Origin of the sequence: Nocardia niigatensis NBRC 100131 (assembly GCF_000308655.1) — a bacterium.
Lineage (GTDB): Bacteria > Actinomycetota > Actinomycetes > Mycobacteriales > Mycobacteriaceae > Nocardia > Nocardia niigatensis.
In genome coordinates this window covers 132278-148098 of the sequence record NZ_BAGC01000033.1, presented here as the reverse complement: position 1 = coordinate 148098, position 15821 = coordinate 132278, and the positions used below count along the sequence as shown (strand labels likewise).

15 protein-coding genes are annotated in these 15821 nt (G+C 69.4%); 11 read left to right on the top strand and 4 right to left on the bottom strand.

The genetic code is table 11. The features are described 5' to 3' along the window. Positions 1-89 precede the first annotated feature (89 nt). Entirely contained in the window at positions 90-746 is a 657-nt protein-coding gene (locus ON33_RS08805; protein WP_218001387.1) for a hypothetical protein, read from the top strand. A 384-nt stretch (positions 747-1130) separates the two neighbouring features. Here the strand turns inward: ON33_RS08805 and ON33_RS08800 are convergent, their stop codons facing one another. Further along, positions 1131-1445 (bottom strand): hypothetical protein, encoded by a 315-nt coding sequence (locus tag ON33_RS08800; protein ID WP_157184454.1) that lies wholly within the window; start codon positions 1443-1445, stop codon positions 1131-1133. Positions 1446-1763: 318 nt separating this feature from the next. Between ON33_RS08800 and ON33_RS08795 the strand changes: the two genes are divergently transcribed. Next, positions 1764-4823, top strand: coding sequence for an ATP-binding protein (locus ON33_RS08795; RefSeq protein WP_040857283.1), 3060 nt, complete (start codon positions 1764-1766; stop codon positions 4821-4823). A gap of 43 nt (positions 4824-4866) precedes the next feature. Here ON33_RS08795 and ON33_RS08790 read toward each other — a convergent pair whose 3' ends face one another. Continuing rightward, a complete protein-coding gene (locus ON33_RS08790; RefSeq protein ID WP_040857281.1) occupies positions 4867-6210 on the bottom strand; it encodes a neutral zinc metallopeptidase in 1344 nt (447 codons plus the stop codon). 154 nt (positions 6211-6364) lie between these two features. On the opposite strand from ON33_RS08790, the gene ON33_RS08785 reads away from it, so the two are divergent. Both ON33_RS08785 and ON33_RS08780 read left to right on the top strand, forming a co-directional pair. Continuing rightward, complete coding sequence (locus ON33_RS08785) at positions 6365-7099, top strand: LpqN/LpqT family lipoprotein (RefSeq protein WP_306307509.1); 735 nt, start codon at positions 6365-6367, stop codon at positions 7097-7099. A 16-nt stretch (positions 7100-7115) separates the two neighbouring features. Next, positions 7116-7418 carry a hypothetical protein gene (locus tag ON33_RS08780; protein WP_040857278.1) on the top strand — a complete coding sequence of 101 codons (303 nt, stop codon included), beginning with the start codon at positions 7116-7118 and terminating at the stop codon, positions 7416-7418. A 53-nt stretch (positions 7419-7471) separates the two neighbouring features. Here ON33_RS08780 and ON33_RS08775 read toward each other — a convergent pair whose 3' ends face one another. Beyond that, positions 7472-8167 carry a hypothetical protein gene (locus tag ON33_RS08775; protein WP_040857277.1) on the bottom strand — a complete coding sequence of 232 codons (696 nt, stop codon included), beginning with the start codon at positions 8165-8167 and terminating at the stop codon, positions 7472-7474. Positions 8168-8282: 115 nt separating this feature from the next. Here ON33_RS08775 and ON33_RS08770 point away from each other — a divergent pair, with 115 nt between their 5' ends. From ON33_RS08770 to ON33_RS38080, 7 genes are all read left to right on the top strand, one after another. After that, on the top strand, positions 8283-9320 hold the full coding sequence (locus ON33_RS08770) for a FecCD family ABC transporter permease (protein WP_083868748.1): 1038 nt from the start codon (positions 8283-8285) through the stop codon (positions 9318-9320). Positions 9321-9646: 326 nt separating this feature from the next. Beyond that, a complete protein-coding gene (locus ON33_RS08765; RefSeq protein WP_245550405.1) occupies positions 9647-10717 on the top strand; it encodes a FecCD family ABC transporter permease in 1071 nt (356 codons plus the stop codon). Next, positions 10714-11541 carry an ABC transporter ATP-binding protein gene (locus ON33_RS08760; RefSeq protein WP_040857275.1) on the top strand — a complete coding sequence of 276 codons (828 nt, stop codon included), beginning with the start codon at positions 10714-10716 and terminating at the stop codon, positions 11539-11541. The genes ON33_RS08765 and ON33_RS08760 overlap by 4 nt, the downstream gene beginning before the upstream one ends. A gap of 78 nt (positions 11542-11619) precedes the next feature. Next, entirely contained in the window at positions 11620-12021 is a 402-nt protein-coding gene (locus tag ON33_RS08755) for a BlaI/MecI/CopY family transcriptional regulator (protein ID WP_040857273.1), read from the top strand. A 44-nt stretch (positions 12022-12065) separates the two neighbouring features. Further along, a complete protein-coding gene (locus ON33_RS08750; protein WP_040857271.1) occupies positions 12066-13007 on the top strand; it encodes a M56 family metallopeptidase in 942 nt (313 codons plus the stop codon). A gap of 130 nt (positions 13008-13137) precedes the next feature. Beyond that, positions 13138-14682 (top strand): DEAD/DEAH box helicase, encoded by a 1545-nt coding sequence (locus ON33_RS08745; RefSeq protein ID WP_083868746.1) that lies wholly within the window; start codon positions 13138-13140, stop codon positions 14680-14682. 217 nt (positions 14683-14899) lie between these two features. Then, positions 14900-15283 (top strand): cupin domain-containing protein, encoded by a 384-nt coding sequence (locus ON33_RS38080; RefSeq protein ID WP_051151812.1) that lies wholly within the window; start codon positions 14900-14902, stop codon positions 15281-15283. A 7-nt stretch (positions 15284-15290) separates the two neighbouring features. On the opposite strand, the gene ON33_RS08735 is transcribed toward ON33_RS38080, so the two are convergent. After that, a complete protein-coding gene (locus ON33_RS08735; RefSeq protein ID WP_040857269.1) occupies positions 15291-15731 on the bottom strand; it encodes a nuclear transport factor 2 family protein in 441 nt (146 codons plus the stop codon). Positions 15732-15821: the final 90 nt, after the last annotated feature.

Here is a 15821-nt window from a genome sequence, read left to right as displayed (position 1 = left end):
TGGAGCCCACCGCCTCTTCATTGTCGGGCGCACCGATCGGTGCCGAAAACCGTGCGACGCCATCGTGGTTGGTTTGCGAGGATGGCGCGGTGACAGTGACCGCTCCACCGATCTTCCACGGCGACTTCGAAACACATCTGACGGTGCGGGCGGGTGAGGCCGAACGACTCGAACGGTATGCCGCAGCGCATGGATTGAAGTTCGCGCACATCGTGCTGGAACGCGGACGGGTGATCGACCAGCCGATGCTCACCGTGCCCGCCATGGGATCGCTTCCCGCGGTGCGGGATTCGATGATGGCGTTGGCCGCGCGGCTCGGCGCGGCGGGATTCGAGGTGGTGCGGGTCAAGATCGAGGCGACGCCGTGGGCGACGGGAGTACCCGCCGATGACGACGCGGCCGCGACGCTGGGGGCGGGCTACTACTTCGAGCATCACGTCAAACTGCTGCTCACACCGGGCACCGATGTGCGCGCACTCGCGGATCTCGCCGCTGGGCACGACGCGCACCTGTCGGCCAATGCCCGGCGCACCCGGCCGGACGGCAGCGCGGAACGCTTTGTCACGCAGCGCTGCCGACTGGTCGGTGACGCCACCGCCGCGGTCCGCCACACGGCCCTGCTGGCCGCGCTGCGGGCCGACGATTACGAAGTACTGTCCGCCGAGCGGGAATTCGTCGTCCTCGACAGCGACGAGTCCATCGACGCCGGGTGGATCACCGAGCGAGGGGATCGATCATGTCCCTGATGGCAGAGCGGTTCATTACAGACCGACCGGTTGTGACACATGTACCGACCGTCTGTGCCTTCCAGAGCTCTCGACCTGCCCAACCGTGGCTGATACGTGAAACTCATGAGCACCGACGGACTTTGGTCAGTCGGGGAATGGCCTCGGCACTGTGCGGCGCACTGCGCGGCACCGTAGAGGAAATGCACCCCCAACACCGCCGGTGGCGGACTTCAGACACCCGCCTTCCGGTGGTGCCGTAGGCCCTCCGGTGCCCAGCAGTAGCGCTGGGCAGCGCATGCAGTGCCAGGGCAAGCACGGCCCGGACGCCGTCTCCGCGGCGTCCGGGCCGTCGTCGTGCGGTCGCGCCGGTGCCCGGTCGGCAGTGCTGACCAGGACCGGCCCTTACACCGTTCCCCGGTGCCTGGCGCTATCGGCAGCGGCCGGCGAGCCCGCGCGTGTGCGGTCCGTGACCGCCTGCGGACCGCATTCACCGGTGATCCGCCGTAGCTCCTCGGTCGGATTCTCGACGCTGCCCCGCAGCCGGGCACAGAACGCATCCAGGGACCCGTACCGGGCCACAACGTCAGCTACCAGATGCGCCACCGACTGGTTCGGCATCACCGGCGCCCCCTTCTTCCTCAGAACTAGTCTCTTGAACAGTTCGAACCATCGCTGAAACTGGAGCACGCCACTGGGTTTCGCGACGGCGCCCGCCACCGTACAGACACTGGCAAGTTGTCAGCAAACCAGTCGGCGCGTCGGCGGTCCGTGTCGCATACGACCACGCCGCACCGCCCCGGGGTTTCCTACTGCCGCACCAGATCCGGACGTGCTCGAAACTGCCTGTCAGTGCACGGCTTCCCGCGATCACCGCCGCCGAATCCCAGTGGCATCGGCAGCCGGTGCCGCGCTCTGCGGGTGGTTGCCTCTCATGCGCTGAATTCCGCTGACCGGGGGGCGATGCACGCCGGAACGTGTTAAAAACCAAATCTGCGGTTCCCGCCGCGTTTGCCCGTACGAGAGAGACACATCCGCATGACCCGCCCGGTCGAGTACTCACTGTTCGGCGCGATCGAGGTGTGCGTCGACGGAACCCCGGCGGCGCTGGGCGGGCCGAAACAGCGATGTGTGCTCGCGGTCCTGCTGGCCGGGCGCGGCACGGTCGTCAGCGTCGACCGGCTCACCGACGCGCTCTGGCGTGACGAGCCGCCCACCAAGGGACTGGTATCGCTGCGGTCCTATATCTCCAATCTCCGCCGATGCCTGCCCGCCGATGCCCCGGCGCGCCTGGAGACCCGGCCGCTCGGCTATCGACTGACCCTGCTGGAGGCGGATCGGCTCGACCTCGCCACCTTCGAGCACCTGGTCGACGAGGGACGCACGGCACTCGGCCACGACGACCCGACGCTGGGGTTCGACAAGCTCACCACGGCGTTGCGACTCTGGCGCGGAACGCCTTTCGGCGAATTCGCCGACCACGAGTTCGCGCACCCGGAGGTGTTGCGATACACGGCGCTGCGCCGGCTCGCGATCGAATCCCGATTCGACGCCGCACTGCGGATGGGCCGCGGCAGCGATCTGATACCCGAACTCGAGGCCGCCCTCGCGAACGATCCGGTGCACGAGAAGCTGTGGGGCCATCTGATGCTCGCGCTCTTCCGCAGCGGACGCGGTCCCGACGCCCTGGGCGCCTTCGAGCGCGCCCGCGACACCCTGGACCGAGAGGTGGGGGCACCGCCCGGCAACGATCTGCGCACCCTGTATCGCAAGATCAGCGACAACTCCGCCGACCTGCTACTCGGAAGGTCCACGCCCGCAACGCTCGTCGCAGCCGCGCCGGAGGCCCGGCGGCCGGTCCTGGTCGGCCGTGCGAACGAACTCGGCACGCTCACCGACTCGGTGATGCGCGCACGCACCGGGTCGGGCGGCCTGATCGTGGTGACCGGCGAGAGCGGAATCGGCAAGACGTCCGTCGTCGACGCACTGTCCGACCGGGCCCGCGAGGCCGGGATGACCGTCGCCTGGGCGGCACACCCAGCCGGTATTCGCGTCCCCCAGCTGTGGATGTGGATCCAGATCCTGCGCGGGCTGGGCGACGAGTTCGGTGAGGCGGGCCGGAACAGGGTACGCCACAGAGCACCCGGCGTCATCGACGCACTGGTACCCGAATGGCACGCCGGCGAGGCGACGACGGCGCCCGCCGCCAACGGATTCCCGCTCTTCGAGAGCATCGTGACCGCCCTGGCCGAGCTGTCCGCCCTGCGCCCGCTCCTGCTGGTCATCGACGACCTGCACCTGGCCGATTCCACCTCCGGCAGCGTCCTGCTCATGCTGGCCGCGCACAGCGCCCGCCTGCCCATCCAGATCGTCTGCACCTGGACGTATTTCGGCGTGGGACGCCCGGTCAACCGACAGCTGTATGAGAAGCTCACCGGGTCGAGCGACATCTCGACAGTGCCTTTGCGGGGCGTCGATCGCGACGCGGCCGGCCGGCTCATCGAGCAACTCAGCGGCGCGCCCGTCACGCCAGAACTGTCCGAGCACCTGTGGACGCATGCCCGCGGAAATCCCTTCTACATCAAGGAACTGGCCCGATCGCTCGCGGTCGGCGCACAATCGGGCGGCCTCACCGGATCCGACCTCGACGCTGTCCCCGATGCGGTCGCCGCCGCGGTCGGCCGACGACTGGCGGTCCTCGGCAAGCCCGGCCGGCGCGCGCTGTCGGCTGCCGCGGTGATCGGCCCGGAGTTCGATGTCGCGACACTAGCGGGCATCCTCGACTCCCCGGTCCGGACCGTCCGGGCCCGGCTGCGCCCGGCCTACGAGACGGGTCTGCTCGACGAGCACCGGGATCGACCCGGCATGTTCAGCTTCAGTCATGGTCTGCTGCGAGACGCGGTACTGACCCGGATCCCCGTGGCCGAGCGGAGCGCCGCGCACGCCGCCATCGCCTCGGATCGCGCTACCGCACTCGCGGCCTCGCCCTACGAAGAGGCCATCGCGGCCGCCGATCACGCCTGGCAGGCGGGCACCGAGATCAATACCCATGCGGCCCTGGAGATCCACGAGACCGTGATCCAGCGCGCCCTCGCCCGATCCGCCTACGCCGACATCGCCACCCTGGCCGAGCACGCGCTCCAGATCTGCCGCCGCCTGCCCGCCAAACCCGAACTGCTGGAACGGCAGTCGGCGCTCTGGCTGCACCTGGCCGGGGCCCGCGGCATCCTGCACGGCCAGACCAGCGTCACCGCCCTGGACGCGGTACAGCGCGCGTTCGAACTCGGCGAGCAGATCGACGGACGCGACTTCTACAGCGCGGCCGCCATGCGCTGCATGATGCTGTGCGCCCGCGGCCGCCTCGACGAAGCCGAGGTCATCGCGCACGGCCTCCGAGCCCGCTACGCGGTCTCCCACGATCCCGCCGCCGGGGTGGCGAGCGCCTTCGTGGACGTCATGGCCACCGGACTGCGGGGACACAGGGACGAGATGCTGGACCGCGCACACCGTATGCTCGAGACCTTCCCGCCGCCGGAGACGGTCAGCGACCCCACACATTTCTTCCATCCCCGGGTGTACTGCTGGATGGGTCTGATGGAGGCCCTACGCGGCAACCGCGACGCCGCCGCCGACTATTGCCGGATATCGTTGGAGCTGGCCCGGTCTCGCGGCGACGTCTTCAATATCCTCGCCGCGCGGCTGACTCTCGTCGAGACCTATGGGGTGCTGGGCATCACCGAGGGCACCGCGGCCGCCGCCGAGGCCGTATACGGGGATCTCAGCGCTGCGGGCGGCGGACAATGGGCGGCCTGCGCCAAGGTGGTCGAAGTGTGGGCACGCACCCTCACCGGCGAGAACACCGACCCCGCCACCGCCTTCAGGGCCTTCGACGCCATCACCGAGGACGGCAGCACCGTCATGGCCCCGTTCTTCCTCGCCCTGCTCGCCGATATCGAAGCTCGCCACCACCGATCGGCTGCGGCGCTCGAATTGCTGGCCCGGGCACAAGGAATCGCAGACGCCACCGGCGAGCACGCCTGGGATCCGCTGCTCTCGGCCCGGGTCGCCGAGCTGCGCCGAGTCCGCCCGCACGAGTGACACGATCGCCGGACACCGGTGACCGAGGCTGCCGGGTGCCGGTTCACGCGCCCGGCATGGTCCCCGTACAGGCTTTCGCGCCGTTGAGCAGTCCATCCCGATAGGCCTCGACGCGCGTGTATCCACTGCCCTGCCGGTCGGTCGAATCCTGGCCGCGGAATACGAGCAGCGCGGCGAGGGCCTTGTCCAGATCACCGGGTGACATGCGGATATTGCTGGTGGGCCGGTTCTCCAGCAACACGCTGGCGGCCCACGCGCCGGCATAACAGTCACCTCGCAGCGAGGCGGTGCGCTCGTCGGAAGTGTCGCCGTCGCGGGCCTCTACGGCGAGACCGTACTGGGTGGCCAGCAGCGTCGCGACCGCGAAATCGCCGCCCTCGTCATAGAACTCGGGCATGGTCCGGACACCGTCGTATCCGATGAAATTGTCGGGCACGCAATAGAACAGGCTGTACGAATCGGTCGGTGAGCCGCCACAGCTCGGGGCGCGGCGCGGATCGAACCCCAGCACCTGCCGCACCGGCTTCCACGGTGCGCTGAACAACGCCGGATACACCGCGGACCAGTAGTCCTCCAGATCCACCGGGGCCAACTGGACGACCTGATCGTAGGAGGCGTTGCCGCCGGAGGCCGCGTCGGCGGCGGACCGGAACGGCAGTTCGATGACCGCGGGAGTGCCGTCCCGATAGTCCTTGCAGGCGCCCGGGCCATTGTCGAACCCGGTCTGGAAGGAACTGACCCGATCGAATCCGCTGCCGTGGGCCGACCCGCTCGTCTTGTCGGTTCCGGGTTCGTCTCGCAGGGACAGGAATCCGGCCAGAGCGCTGTCGAGGTCGGAGGCGGTGGCGTGGAAGGAGCTGTGCCCGGCGGCCACGTCCGCGGCCCAGGCTCCGGCGAAGCAATCGGCCTGGATCTCCTTGGTCACCGTGAGCCCGTGGAAACCGGCCCGCGCCTGCACGGCATGCCCCCATTCGTGAGCGAGCACGATGGGAATGACGAAGTCACCGTAGCTCTTCCGAAGTGACGGCAACAGGCTCTCGACATCCCAGGCCACCACATCCTGGTCCGCGCAGTAATAGGCGTTGCCCGCGATATCGGCCGCCGAATTCGCGCACGGCGGCAGCGGTCCCGTCGACGGCGTGACCGCGTAGAACCCACCGGTGACCGGCCGGTACGGCTGGCCGTACAGCTTCGGGAACTGCTCGGCCCAATACCGTTGCAGATCGCTGATCGCCTGCGCCGCAATCGTGTTCACCGCGTTGCCGGCATCGCCGTGGACAGCCACCGTGGGCGTCCCCGAGCCCGTCTCCGATCGCGCACCGCAGGCGGCGGTCAGGATGACCGTCGCGGCCAGCGCCACGAGTCCCAGGGTGCGAGATGCCGGCATGGCCGCTCCTTCGATTCCACCGCACCGGCTCCCCGCCGGGTCCGACGGACCGTAGTCGGCCCGGATTGGAACCCGCTCGGACGGCGGTTCCAATCGAATCCCAATCCCGCGTGGCTACGTTTCGACGGCTCGATTCGACACGGAGGTGCCAATGATGATGGGAAATCGCGGCCTGATCGGGGTCGCCGTGGCGGCATTGGCGGTGAGCGTCGCGCTCACCGGCTGCGGTAGCAAGGACAGCGCGAAGAGCGCCCCGGCGTCCTCGGCGTCGGTGACCTCGAGCGCGGTCAAGCCGACCACGCCGGCGAATCCGGCCAACAGCAAACTCGCCCCGCGCACGCTCGACACCGCCGGCGGCTCGAACTACACGATCGCCGACTACATCAAAGACCAGCACATCACCGAAACCCAGGTGCACAACGGCGATCCGGGCGCACCGGCGATCGGCCTGCCCTTCCCCGAGGGCTGGGCCAACGCCGGGGCCGACACCCCCGACTACGCCATCGGCGCGATCGTCTACAGCGGCGCGGAGGCGGTCGGAGCGAACTACACGCCGAATATCATTGCGCTGCTGTCGAAACTGCAGGGCAAGGTCGATCCGCAGAAGCTGATCGACGACGCCGCCGGCGAGATGAAGAACCTGCCCGGCTTCACCCAGATCGGCAATGGGTCGGTCACCACCGTCTCCGGATACCCCGCCTACCGGATCGCGGGCACCTATACGCTGCAAGGCATTCCCGCGGTATCCGCACAGGAGACCGTGGTCATTCCGGGCGCGGGCGGCACGTATTACGTCCTGCAGCTGAACGCCACCAGCAATCAGGATCAGGCCGGGGTGTTGCAGTCGGCCATCGAGACCATCGACCAGCAAATCACCATCACGGTCTGACGAGCGAGGACGGACAATGCCCACGACCAACGCCGGGACGCCCACACCGGACCCCGAGACAGACGCGGAGGACGTTTCCCTCGGCCGCCTGTTCCTGAAGGTCTCGGGCCTGCCCTTCGTGCTCTCGCAGGCCGACGACCAGCCGATCGGCGTCAAGCAGTTCCTGCGACTGTGCCTGATCGTGCTCTACCCCGCCTGGCTGGTACTGATGCTCACGGTGGGACTGCTCTACGGCGTGCTCTGGGTTCTGCTGTGGCCCTTGCATTCCCGGCGACGCCACGGCACTCCGGAGAACGGGGGGCCGGCGGTCGGCGCCTGACGCCGGTCGAGACCGAATACGGTCTCGACCGGCGTAGGCCGGGTCCCTCCGAGTCAGGTCCGGCGGACCGGAAGACCTCGGTCCTCGAAGGCCGCCAACATGGCCTGGCCACGACGAGCGCCTTCCGTGGAGGAGGTGCGCGCCAGGGCGGGGACATAGGTCGCCGCTCCCACGATGGATTCCGCGACCAGACCCCAGAAGCGGCGTGCGCCCAGCCCCGCACAGCGGGCCATCGCCGCCTGGACCAGGGTCAGGGCCGGGATGCAGCGATGGGCGAGCCAGACGTAGAGGGCAGGTTCACAGGGCAGGGCGACGACGCCGTCCTCCCCGGTGAGCACGTCCCCGTCGAGGACGCGGATCGTGGTGTCGGACAGCCCCGCCCAGTCGATGCCGCCGTCGTTGTCGGTATGGATCCAGAGGTTCTCGAGGCCCGGATCCCAGGCCCGCCCCTCGGCCACCACCATGGCCATCACCCGCCCGATCACCGCGTGGATCAGGGCCGTGGCCACCACCTCGGCGGCGATGTCGGCGTTGCTCATCTCGGCCGCGTGCCGCCGGTACATCACCTCGACACGCCCCTCGCGGATGCCCTCGGCGAGCCGCCACCAGCGACGTTTACCCTGGTCGGCCATGGCGGCGACCGCGTAGACGCGCGGATGTTCGGGTTGCAGGGCGCGCAGGCGGGAACAGGCCATCCCGAAAACGAGCCTGGAATCGCGCGGCGGGCACACGGTTACGGGTTCGAGCATCGAACCTCCTCATTCATCGACTGTTCGGCCAATGCAGGGACAATGAGCAACAGGAAGATAGGTTAGGCTTACCAGACTTATTGAGCAATGAATGCGTCAGGAGTAGTTCGTCACCGTGCCCGCCGTAGTCACCACCAGACGGCGACGTCTGTCCGGACTTCTCGTTCTCGCAGTCCTCCTGCTGTTCGCCATCGCCGCCAGCATCGCCCTCGGATCCCGGGACCTGAGCCCCGGAACCGTCTACGACGCGCTGATTTGCCCTGGCGGACTACCACTCTCATGCCCTGCCGACGACTCCGCCACACAGATCGTGCGTGAATTACGCCTTCCGCGAACAGGACTCGCCCTGGTGACCGGACCAGCGCTCGGTATGGCCGGAGCGCTGATCCAGGGCTACACCCGAAACCCGCTGGCGGACACGGGATTACTGGGCATCAACGCGGGCGCGGCGTTCCTGGCCGCGCTGAGCATTCACCTGCTCGCGCTGACCACGCCAGCGCAGTACATCTGGTTCGCCTTCGCCGGCGCCCTCTTCGCGGGCCTGGTCGTCTTCGGCGTCTCCTCGCTCGGCGGCGGCAAGGCGAGCCCGCTCAGCCTGGTCCTCGCGGGCGCGGCCGTGACGGCGTTCCTGCAGGCCATGACCAATATCGTTGTCCTGCTGGACGGCACGGCCCTCAATACCTACCGCTACTGGGTGGTCGGTGACGTGGCCGGGCACGACGCCTCAACCCTCCGCCAGGTCCTGCCGTTCCTCGCACTCGGCGCGATCCTCGCCCTGGCCGCCGCCCCTGCCCTCAACCTGCTCGGCCTCGGCGACGATGTAGCGCGCGGACTCGGCGTCGATGTCATCCGCAGCCGGGCGCTCGGCCTGGCCGCGGTGGTCCTCCTCGCGGGCGCGGCCACCGCCGCTGTCGGCCCGATCGCCTTCCTCGGCTTGATCGTCCCGCACCTGGCCCGCGCCCTGACCGGGCCGGATTACCGCTGGCTGCTCCCTTATTCGGGCCTGCTGGGCGCCGTGGTCCTACTTCTGGCCGACACCGGCGGCCGCCTCATCGCGCGCCCCGGTGAACTCCAGGCGGGCGTGACCCTCGCCGCCCTCGGCGCGCCCTTCTTCCTCCTGCTCGTCCGCCGCCGAAAGCTGGTGAGCCTGTGACTCTTCCGACACCTCCCACCGGCACCCGCGCCGCGGTGAGCTCCGGCCACCCCAGGGCAAACACCCCCGGAAGCACCGAATCGTCATCCTTCGAGCCGGCAACGGCCGGCCCCGATAGCGCCCTCGGGCGCGACCGGACAGCCGCCCGATCCGATGACCATGTCGCCGAACCGGGTTCGCCCGCCGCGCACGCTGGGCGCCTCGGCACCGACGAATCGCCTCGGCCGAGTGACACCACGGCTACAGAACCAGGGAAATGCCACGCGATCGGCGGGACACTGCGGCGCAGAGCGGCAGGAAGCACTACGCGGGCTTCCGCCGACCACGTGCGCGCTGTTCGGCCGGCGGTGCGCGTGGGCGGGTTCTCGGCGGTGTTGCGCGTCGGTGCGGTGTTCGCGGTGGTCGCGCTGGCGGCCCTGCTGTTCGGACTGTTCGCGCTGGATATCGCGGTGGGCGAGTTCCGGATTCCGGTCGGGCGGGTGCTGGATGTGCTGGGCGGCGGGGGGACTCGGGCGCAGCGGTTCGTGATCATGGATTCTCGGCTGCCGAGGGCGCTGACCGCCCTCGTGGTCGGGGCGGCGTTGGGGTTGGCGGGTGCGGTGACGCAGTCGATTCTGCACAATCCGCTGGCCGGCCCGGACCTGCTGGGCATCACCTCCGGGGCGAGCTGCGGCGCGGTCGCGGCGATCGTCGGGATGGGTGGCGCCGGGACGGGGACGGCTGCGGCCCTGGGGGTTTCGGCGGCGGCGCTGGCGGGCGGGCTGCTCACGGCAGTGCTGATCTACCTGCTGGCCTGGGGCCGGACCGCGACCGGAGACAGCGGGGTCATGGGATTGCGGTTGGTGCTCATCGGAATCGGCGTGAACGCGGCGCTGCTGTCGGTGGTCAGCTGGCTGCTCACGCGTGCCACGCTCACCGATGTCGCCCACGCTCAGCAGTGGCTGACCGGGTCGCTGAACGCCGCCGATTGGCCGACGTTGGTTCCGGCCTCGATCGGCCTGGGCATCGCGCTGCTCGTCACGGCCGGGTCGGCACGGACGCTGGCCGCGCTGCGCTTCGGCACCGACACCACGCGTGTCCTCGGCGTCCGCATCCAGACCCAGCAGGCGATTCTCATTGCCGCCGCGGTCGGTTGCGCGGCACTGGCGACCGCGGCGGTGGGCCCCCTCGGATTCGTCGGACTGGCCGCGCCGCAGATCGCGCGGCGGCTGCTGCGCACGCCCGGGGAACCGATCATCGCGTCGGCACTGGTCGGCGCCATCGCCGTGGTCGGGGCGGACCTGCTCGCGCGCACCGCCTTTCCGGTCTCGCTCCCGGTCGGTGTCGTCACCGCGGCCGTCGGCGGGCCGTTCCTGCTCTACCTGCTCGTTCGCACCAACCGGAAGCCGACACTGTGACTCTCGCGGCGGACAACATCACCCTCGGCTACGGCGACCGGGTCATCGTCGACGGACTGTCGGTGCAGATCGAGCCCGGGCTGATCACCACCGTCATCGGCCCCAACGGCTGCGGCAAGTCGACGTTGCTGCGCTCCCTGGGCCGGCTGCTGCGCCCCCGGTCGGGGCGAGTCCTGTTGGACGGCAAGGCCATCTCCACCATGAAGATCAAGGACATCGCCCGGATCATCGGCATGCTGCCCCAGACACCGATCGCGCCCGAGGGCCTGACCGTCGCGGATCTGGTCGCGCGGGGCCGTCATCCGCATCAGTCCTGGCTGCGGCAGTGGTCGGCCGATGACGAGGCCGAAGTGACCGTTGCCCTGGAACAGACCGGCATCGCGGACCTGGCGGGCCGCACCCTCGACGAACTGTCCGGTGGTCAGCGCCAGCGCGCCTGGATCTCCATGGCCCTGGCCCAGGGCACCGACATCCTGCTGCTCGACGAACCGACGACCTACCTAGACCTCGCCCATTCCCTCGAGGTCCTCGACCTGGTCGATCGCCTGCACGACGAGTTCGGCCGGACCGTGGTCATGGTCCTGCACGATCTGAACCTGGCCATCCGATACAGCGACCGCCTGATCGTCATGCGCGACGGTCGCATCGTCGCCCAGGGCGCGCCCGCCGACATCATCGAGGCCGGATTGTTGCACGAGGTTTTCGGCCTGCACGCCGAGGTGCTCGAGTGCCCGGTGTCGGGCCGGCCGATGATCGTCCCCATCGGCGCCCGGCACGTCCGCGACGCCCGCCCGGAGGGCAGGCCGGCCGCCGCCGAACTATGAGCAATACCACACCAGCAACTCGCCGGTTACGACGACCTGTAGTACGCATTCCTGTCGTTGTCTCCGTAAACTTGTGGGATGGCAGGTCTTGGTGAACTCGAGAAAGCGGTCATGGACCAGTTGTGGTCGGCCGATGAACCGCAAACGGTCCGGCAGGTCCATGAAGCCCTCGCTGAGCGTCGTGAACTCGCGTACACCACGGTGATGACCGTTCTACAGCGCTTGGCGAAGAAGAACCTCGTGGTCCAGCAGCGCGACGACCGCGCGCATCGCTACGCCCCCGTGCACACCCGCGACGAACTCGTCGCCAGCCTCATGGTCGACGCGCTGCAGCAAGCCGACGAGGTCGGCAGCCGCCGCGCCGCGCTCGTGCACTTCGTCGAACAGGTCGGTGCGGACGAGGCTGCCGCATTGCGCGACGCACTCGCTAAGCTCGAAGCCACCGAGGTAGCGCGCAAGGACAAACCCGAGTCCAGGTAGCAGTATCCTCGGCCCCGAGCCCCACAACGCAGTGAGCTGAGGACATGGACTGGACAGCGCCGGTATTCGCCGGTCTCGCCCTGTTATTGGCGGGACCGGTGCCAGCGCTGCTCAGCCGGGCTACCTGGCCCTATCGCAGTCCCCGTGCGGCACTGGTCCTCTGGCAGGCGATCGCGCTCGCCGCGGTGCTCAGCGCTTTCGGTTCCGGCCTCGCCATCGCCTCCCGCCTCCTCGTCCCGGGCGGCGACGGCCGGCCCACCACCACGCCCAGCAAAGAGATCGACGCCCTCGGCCTGCCGCTGTGGCTCGGCCTGGTCCTGGTGTTCGCGCTCACCCTGCTCGTCGGGGCGCGGCTGATCTGGTCGGTGATCCGGGTCGGCATCCACACCCGCCGCCGCCGTGCCCGCCACCGCATGCTGGTCGATCTGCTGGATCAGTCCAGCGTGTACCGCACCTCGGCCGACATCCGGGTACTGGCCGCCACCGAGCCCATCGCCTACTGCCTGCCCGGCCTGCGCCGGCGCGTGGTGCTCAGCCAGGGCACCGTCACCAACCTGTCCGACGAGGAACTGACCGCCATCGTCAGCCATGAGCGCTCCCACCTGCGCGCCCGCCACGACCTGGTGCTCGAGGCCTTCACCGCCGCGCACGAGGCGTTTCCCCGCGTGGTGCGTTCCAAATCCGCGCTGGACTCGGTGAAGTTGCTCATCGAACTGCTCGCCGACGACTCCGCGGTCAAGGTCACGGGTGCCACCCCCCTGGCCCGCGCCCTGGTTGCCTGCTCGAATTCGCCCGCCCCGCAGGGCGCGATGGCCGTCGGCGGCCCCACCACTCTGATCCGTATCCAGCGCCTGGCCGGTCCCATCGGCGACCTTCGCATCGCCGTCGCCGCCTACCTCGCCGCCGCCGCGATCCTCGTCGTCCCGACTCTCGCCGTCGCGATCCCCTGGCTGGTCGAACTCAGCCGCCTGGTCAGCCGTGCCTGAACCCTCCCTGCCCGCTCCCGAATCCGGCTCGGGCGCGGCGCGATCCGCCATGCCCGCCGCCGGTTCCGACCCGGGCGAGAGCAGGTCGACACCTGCCACGACCAGCGGGAACACCCTGTCATCGACACCTATGCCAACTCAGGAGGCCACCATCCACACCGACCCGACATCCCATGCCGAGGCGACAGCCGCGGTCCCGCCGGTCGACCCCGACGCCGGCGCCGCAACGGCCGATCGGCGCGGACGCCCGGCGAACACGGGTGGCCGAGGCGAGGTGCGGTTCGCGGATCTGGGGCTGCCGCCCGTGCTGGTGCAGGCGTTGCGGCGGGATGGGATCGATACGCCGTTTCCGATTCAGGTGGCGGTGATTCCGGACATTCTGGCCGGGCGTGATGCGTTGGGCCGGGCGGCAACGGGTTCGGGGAAGACGCTGGCATTCGGGTTGCCGATGTTGGTGCGGCTGTTCGGGGCGCCGAGTTCGCCGCGGCGGCCGCGGGGGCTGATTCTGGCGCCGACGCGGGAACTGGCGATTCAGATCGAGAGCGCGCTGGATGAGCCGGCGCTCGCGCTGGGCCTGCGGCTGGCGACCGCTGTCGGTGGACTGCCGATCAAGAAGCAGGAGGAGCGGCTGGCGCGTGGCGTGGATCTGGTCATCGCGACGCCTGGGCGGCTGACCGATCTGCTCGGGCGTAAAGCCGTGGAGCTGGGCGATATTCGGGTCGTCACGGTCGACGAGGCCGACCACATGGCCGAGCTGGGGTTCCTGCCGCAGTTGACGGCGCTGCTCAACAAGGTGCCGAGCGACGCGCAGCAGTTGCTGTTCTCGGCGACGCTCGATGAGACGATCGACGGCCTGGTGCAGCGCTATCTGCGTGAGCCGGTGCGGCACTCGATCGTGGCCGCCGCCGAACCGGATATCGGCGCACAGGCTCGGGCCGTCGCGGGCACGAACACCCGTGGCCCGAGCGAGGACTCGGGCGACGACCGTGGCGTGCATAGCGCGGCTGTACCAGACATCGCGCACTACGCCCTGCACGTCCGACGCTCCGACAAACGTGCCGTGGTCAGCGAGATCGCTGCGCGGCAAGGCCGGACGCTGCTGTTCGTGCGCACCCAGCACGGCGCCGACAAGCTGGCGCGCAAGCTGCGCGAGATCGGGATCGGGGCGGTCGCTCTGCACGGCGGAAAGGCGCAGAACCAGCGCAATCGGATGCTGGCGGCGTTCACGGACGGGACCGCGCCGGTGCTCGTGGCCACCGATCTGGCGGCCCGCGGCCTGCACGTCGACGATGTGTCGCTGGTCGTGCACGTGGATCCGCCCGCCGATCCCAAGGACTACCTGCACCGGACCGGGCGGACCGCGCGGGCGGGCGCGTCGGGCACGGTCGTCACCATCGTGACCCCGGACGACCGGGAGGAAGCGGCACGGCTGGCCGAACGGGCCTCGGTGACGCTCACCGATGTCGAGGTGCGGCCGGGCGATCGACGGCTGCTCGAGATCACGGGGGCCCGCCGTCCCAGTGGCCGTCCGGTGCGAGATCCTTCAGCGCCGCCCGCGCCCGCGACGGAGACTCCGCGGGAGCAGCCGCGGTTCCGGCAGCAGCGGCCGCCGGGTGAGAGCCGCCCGCACAACAAGAAGCGGAAACCCGGCGCCGCCCGGCGGTCCTCCCGCTGACGCCCGACACGTTTGGATGTTCCTACGACACGCGCGGCGAAATCGATCAGGGTTCCCGGCAAATCGGACGAGATCGAGATAACTGCGGACTCCGAACAGGGTTCGGCAATCTATTAGCAAACGAAGATCCGGATGTAGCCGCGCCCGGACCGCAGAGCCGTGCGTCATTCCCCGGAGGGAATCGCGCTGCTGCGGCCGGACCGCGAGTATCGGTGCCATGACCGACCGAAAGCACCTGCGCTACACCGTGATCGAATCCACCGCCGACGGCGGCTCGATGTTCACCGATGCCGAAATCCCTTTGGCGGACCGGACTCTGGCGACCGGCGTGCCCGCCATGGCGGTCGGCGGCATGCCCTCGGCGCCCGGCGTCGCCTACCTGCGCAGTGCGGGATTCGACAGCGAGCCGCATCCCGCGCCGGCGCGCCAGTGGGTGGTCATGTTGCGCGGCGCGATCGAGGTGACCACCTCCGACGGCGAACGCCGGCGGTTCGCGCCCGGGGATCTGGTGCTGGCCGCCGACACCACCGGCCGCGGTCACACGACCGCCGGGGTGGGCGCGCCGCCGTTCGAGGCGCTGTTCATTCCCACCGCGTCCTGACCCGCCCTCAGAGCAGGTCGGCGTTGCCGTCGATGGTCTTCAACCTGTACTCGAAACGGTCGATGCGCCAGCCCTTTTCGGTCCGCTGCAGACCGAGCACATAGCTGCCGACGAACCACCGGGTGGTGCCGCCGGCGGCGTCGTTCTTCACGTGCACGGCGATGGCGTCGGCGTGCGCGAGCGCGGTGTCGCCGGTGATCTCGACGAGGTGGTTGCCGGCCTGATGGTGCACGGCGTCGAGGGCGCCGAGGCCGGTGGCCCAGGTGTCGACGATGTCGGCGCCGGGCTGCGGGCCGACGGGTCCGCCGAAGCCGTTGTCGAAGAAGACCTCCTCCGCGAGCACCGACTCGCGGAGGTCGGCCCAGCGGGCCTGATCGCAGTAGACGAAGAGTTTGGTGATGGTGTCGCTGACATCCAGTCGGTCGGCGAGCGCCTCGAGATCGGTCACGCCGATCAACCTAGGAGACCCCGCCGGTAGATGCCTGGCATTTAATCCGCCCAACTCCACCGCGAACTCTCAGCATTCAGCTACCATGGT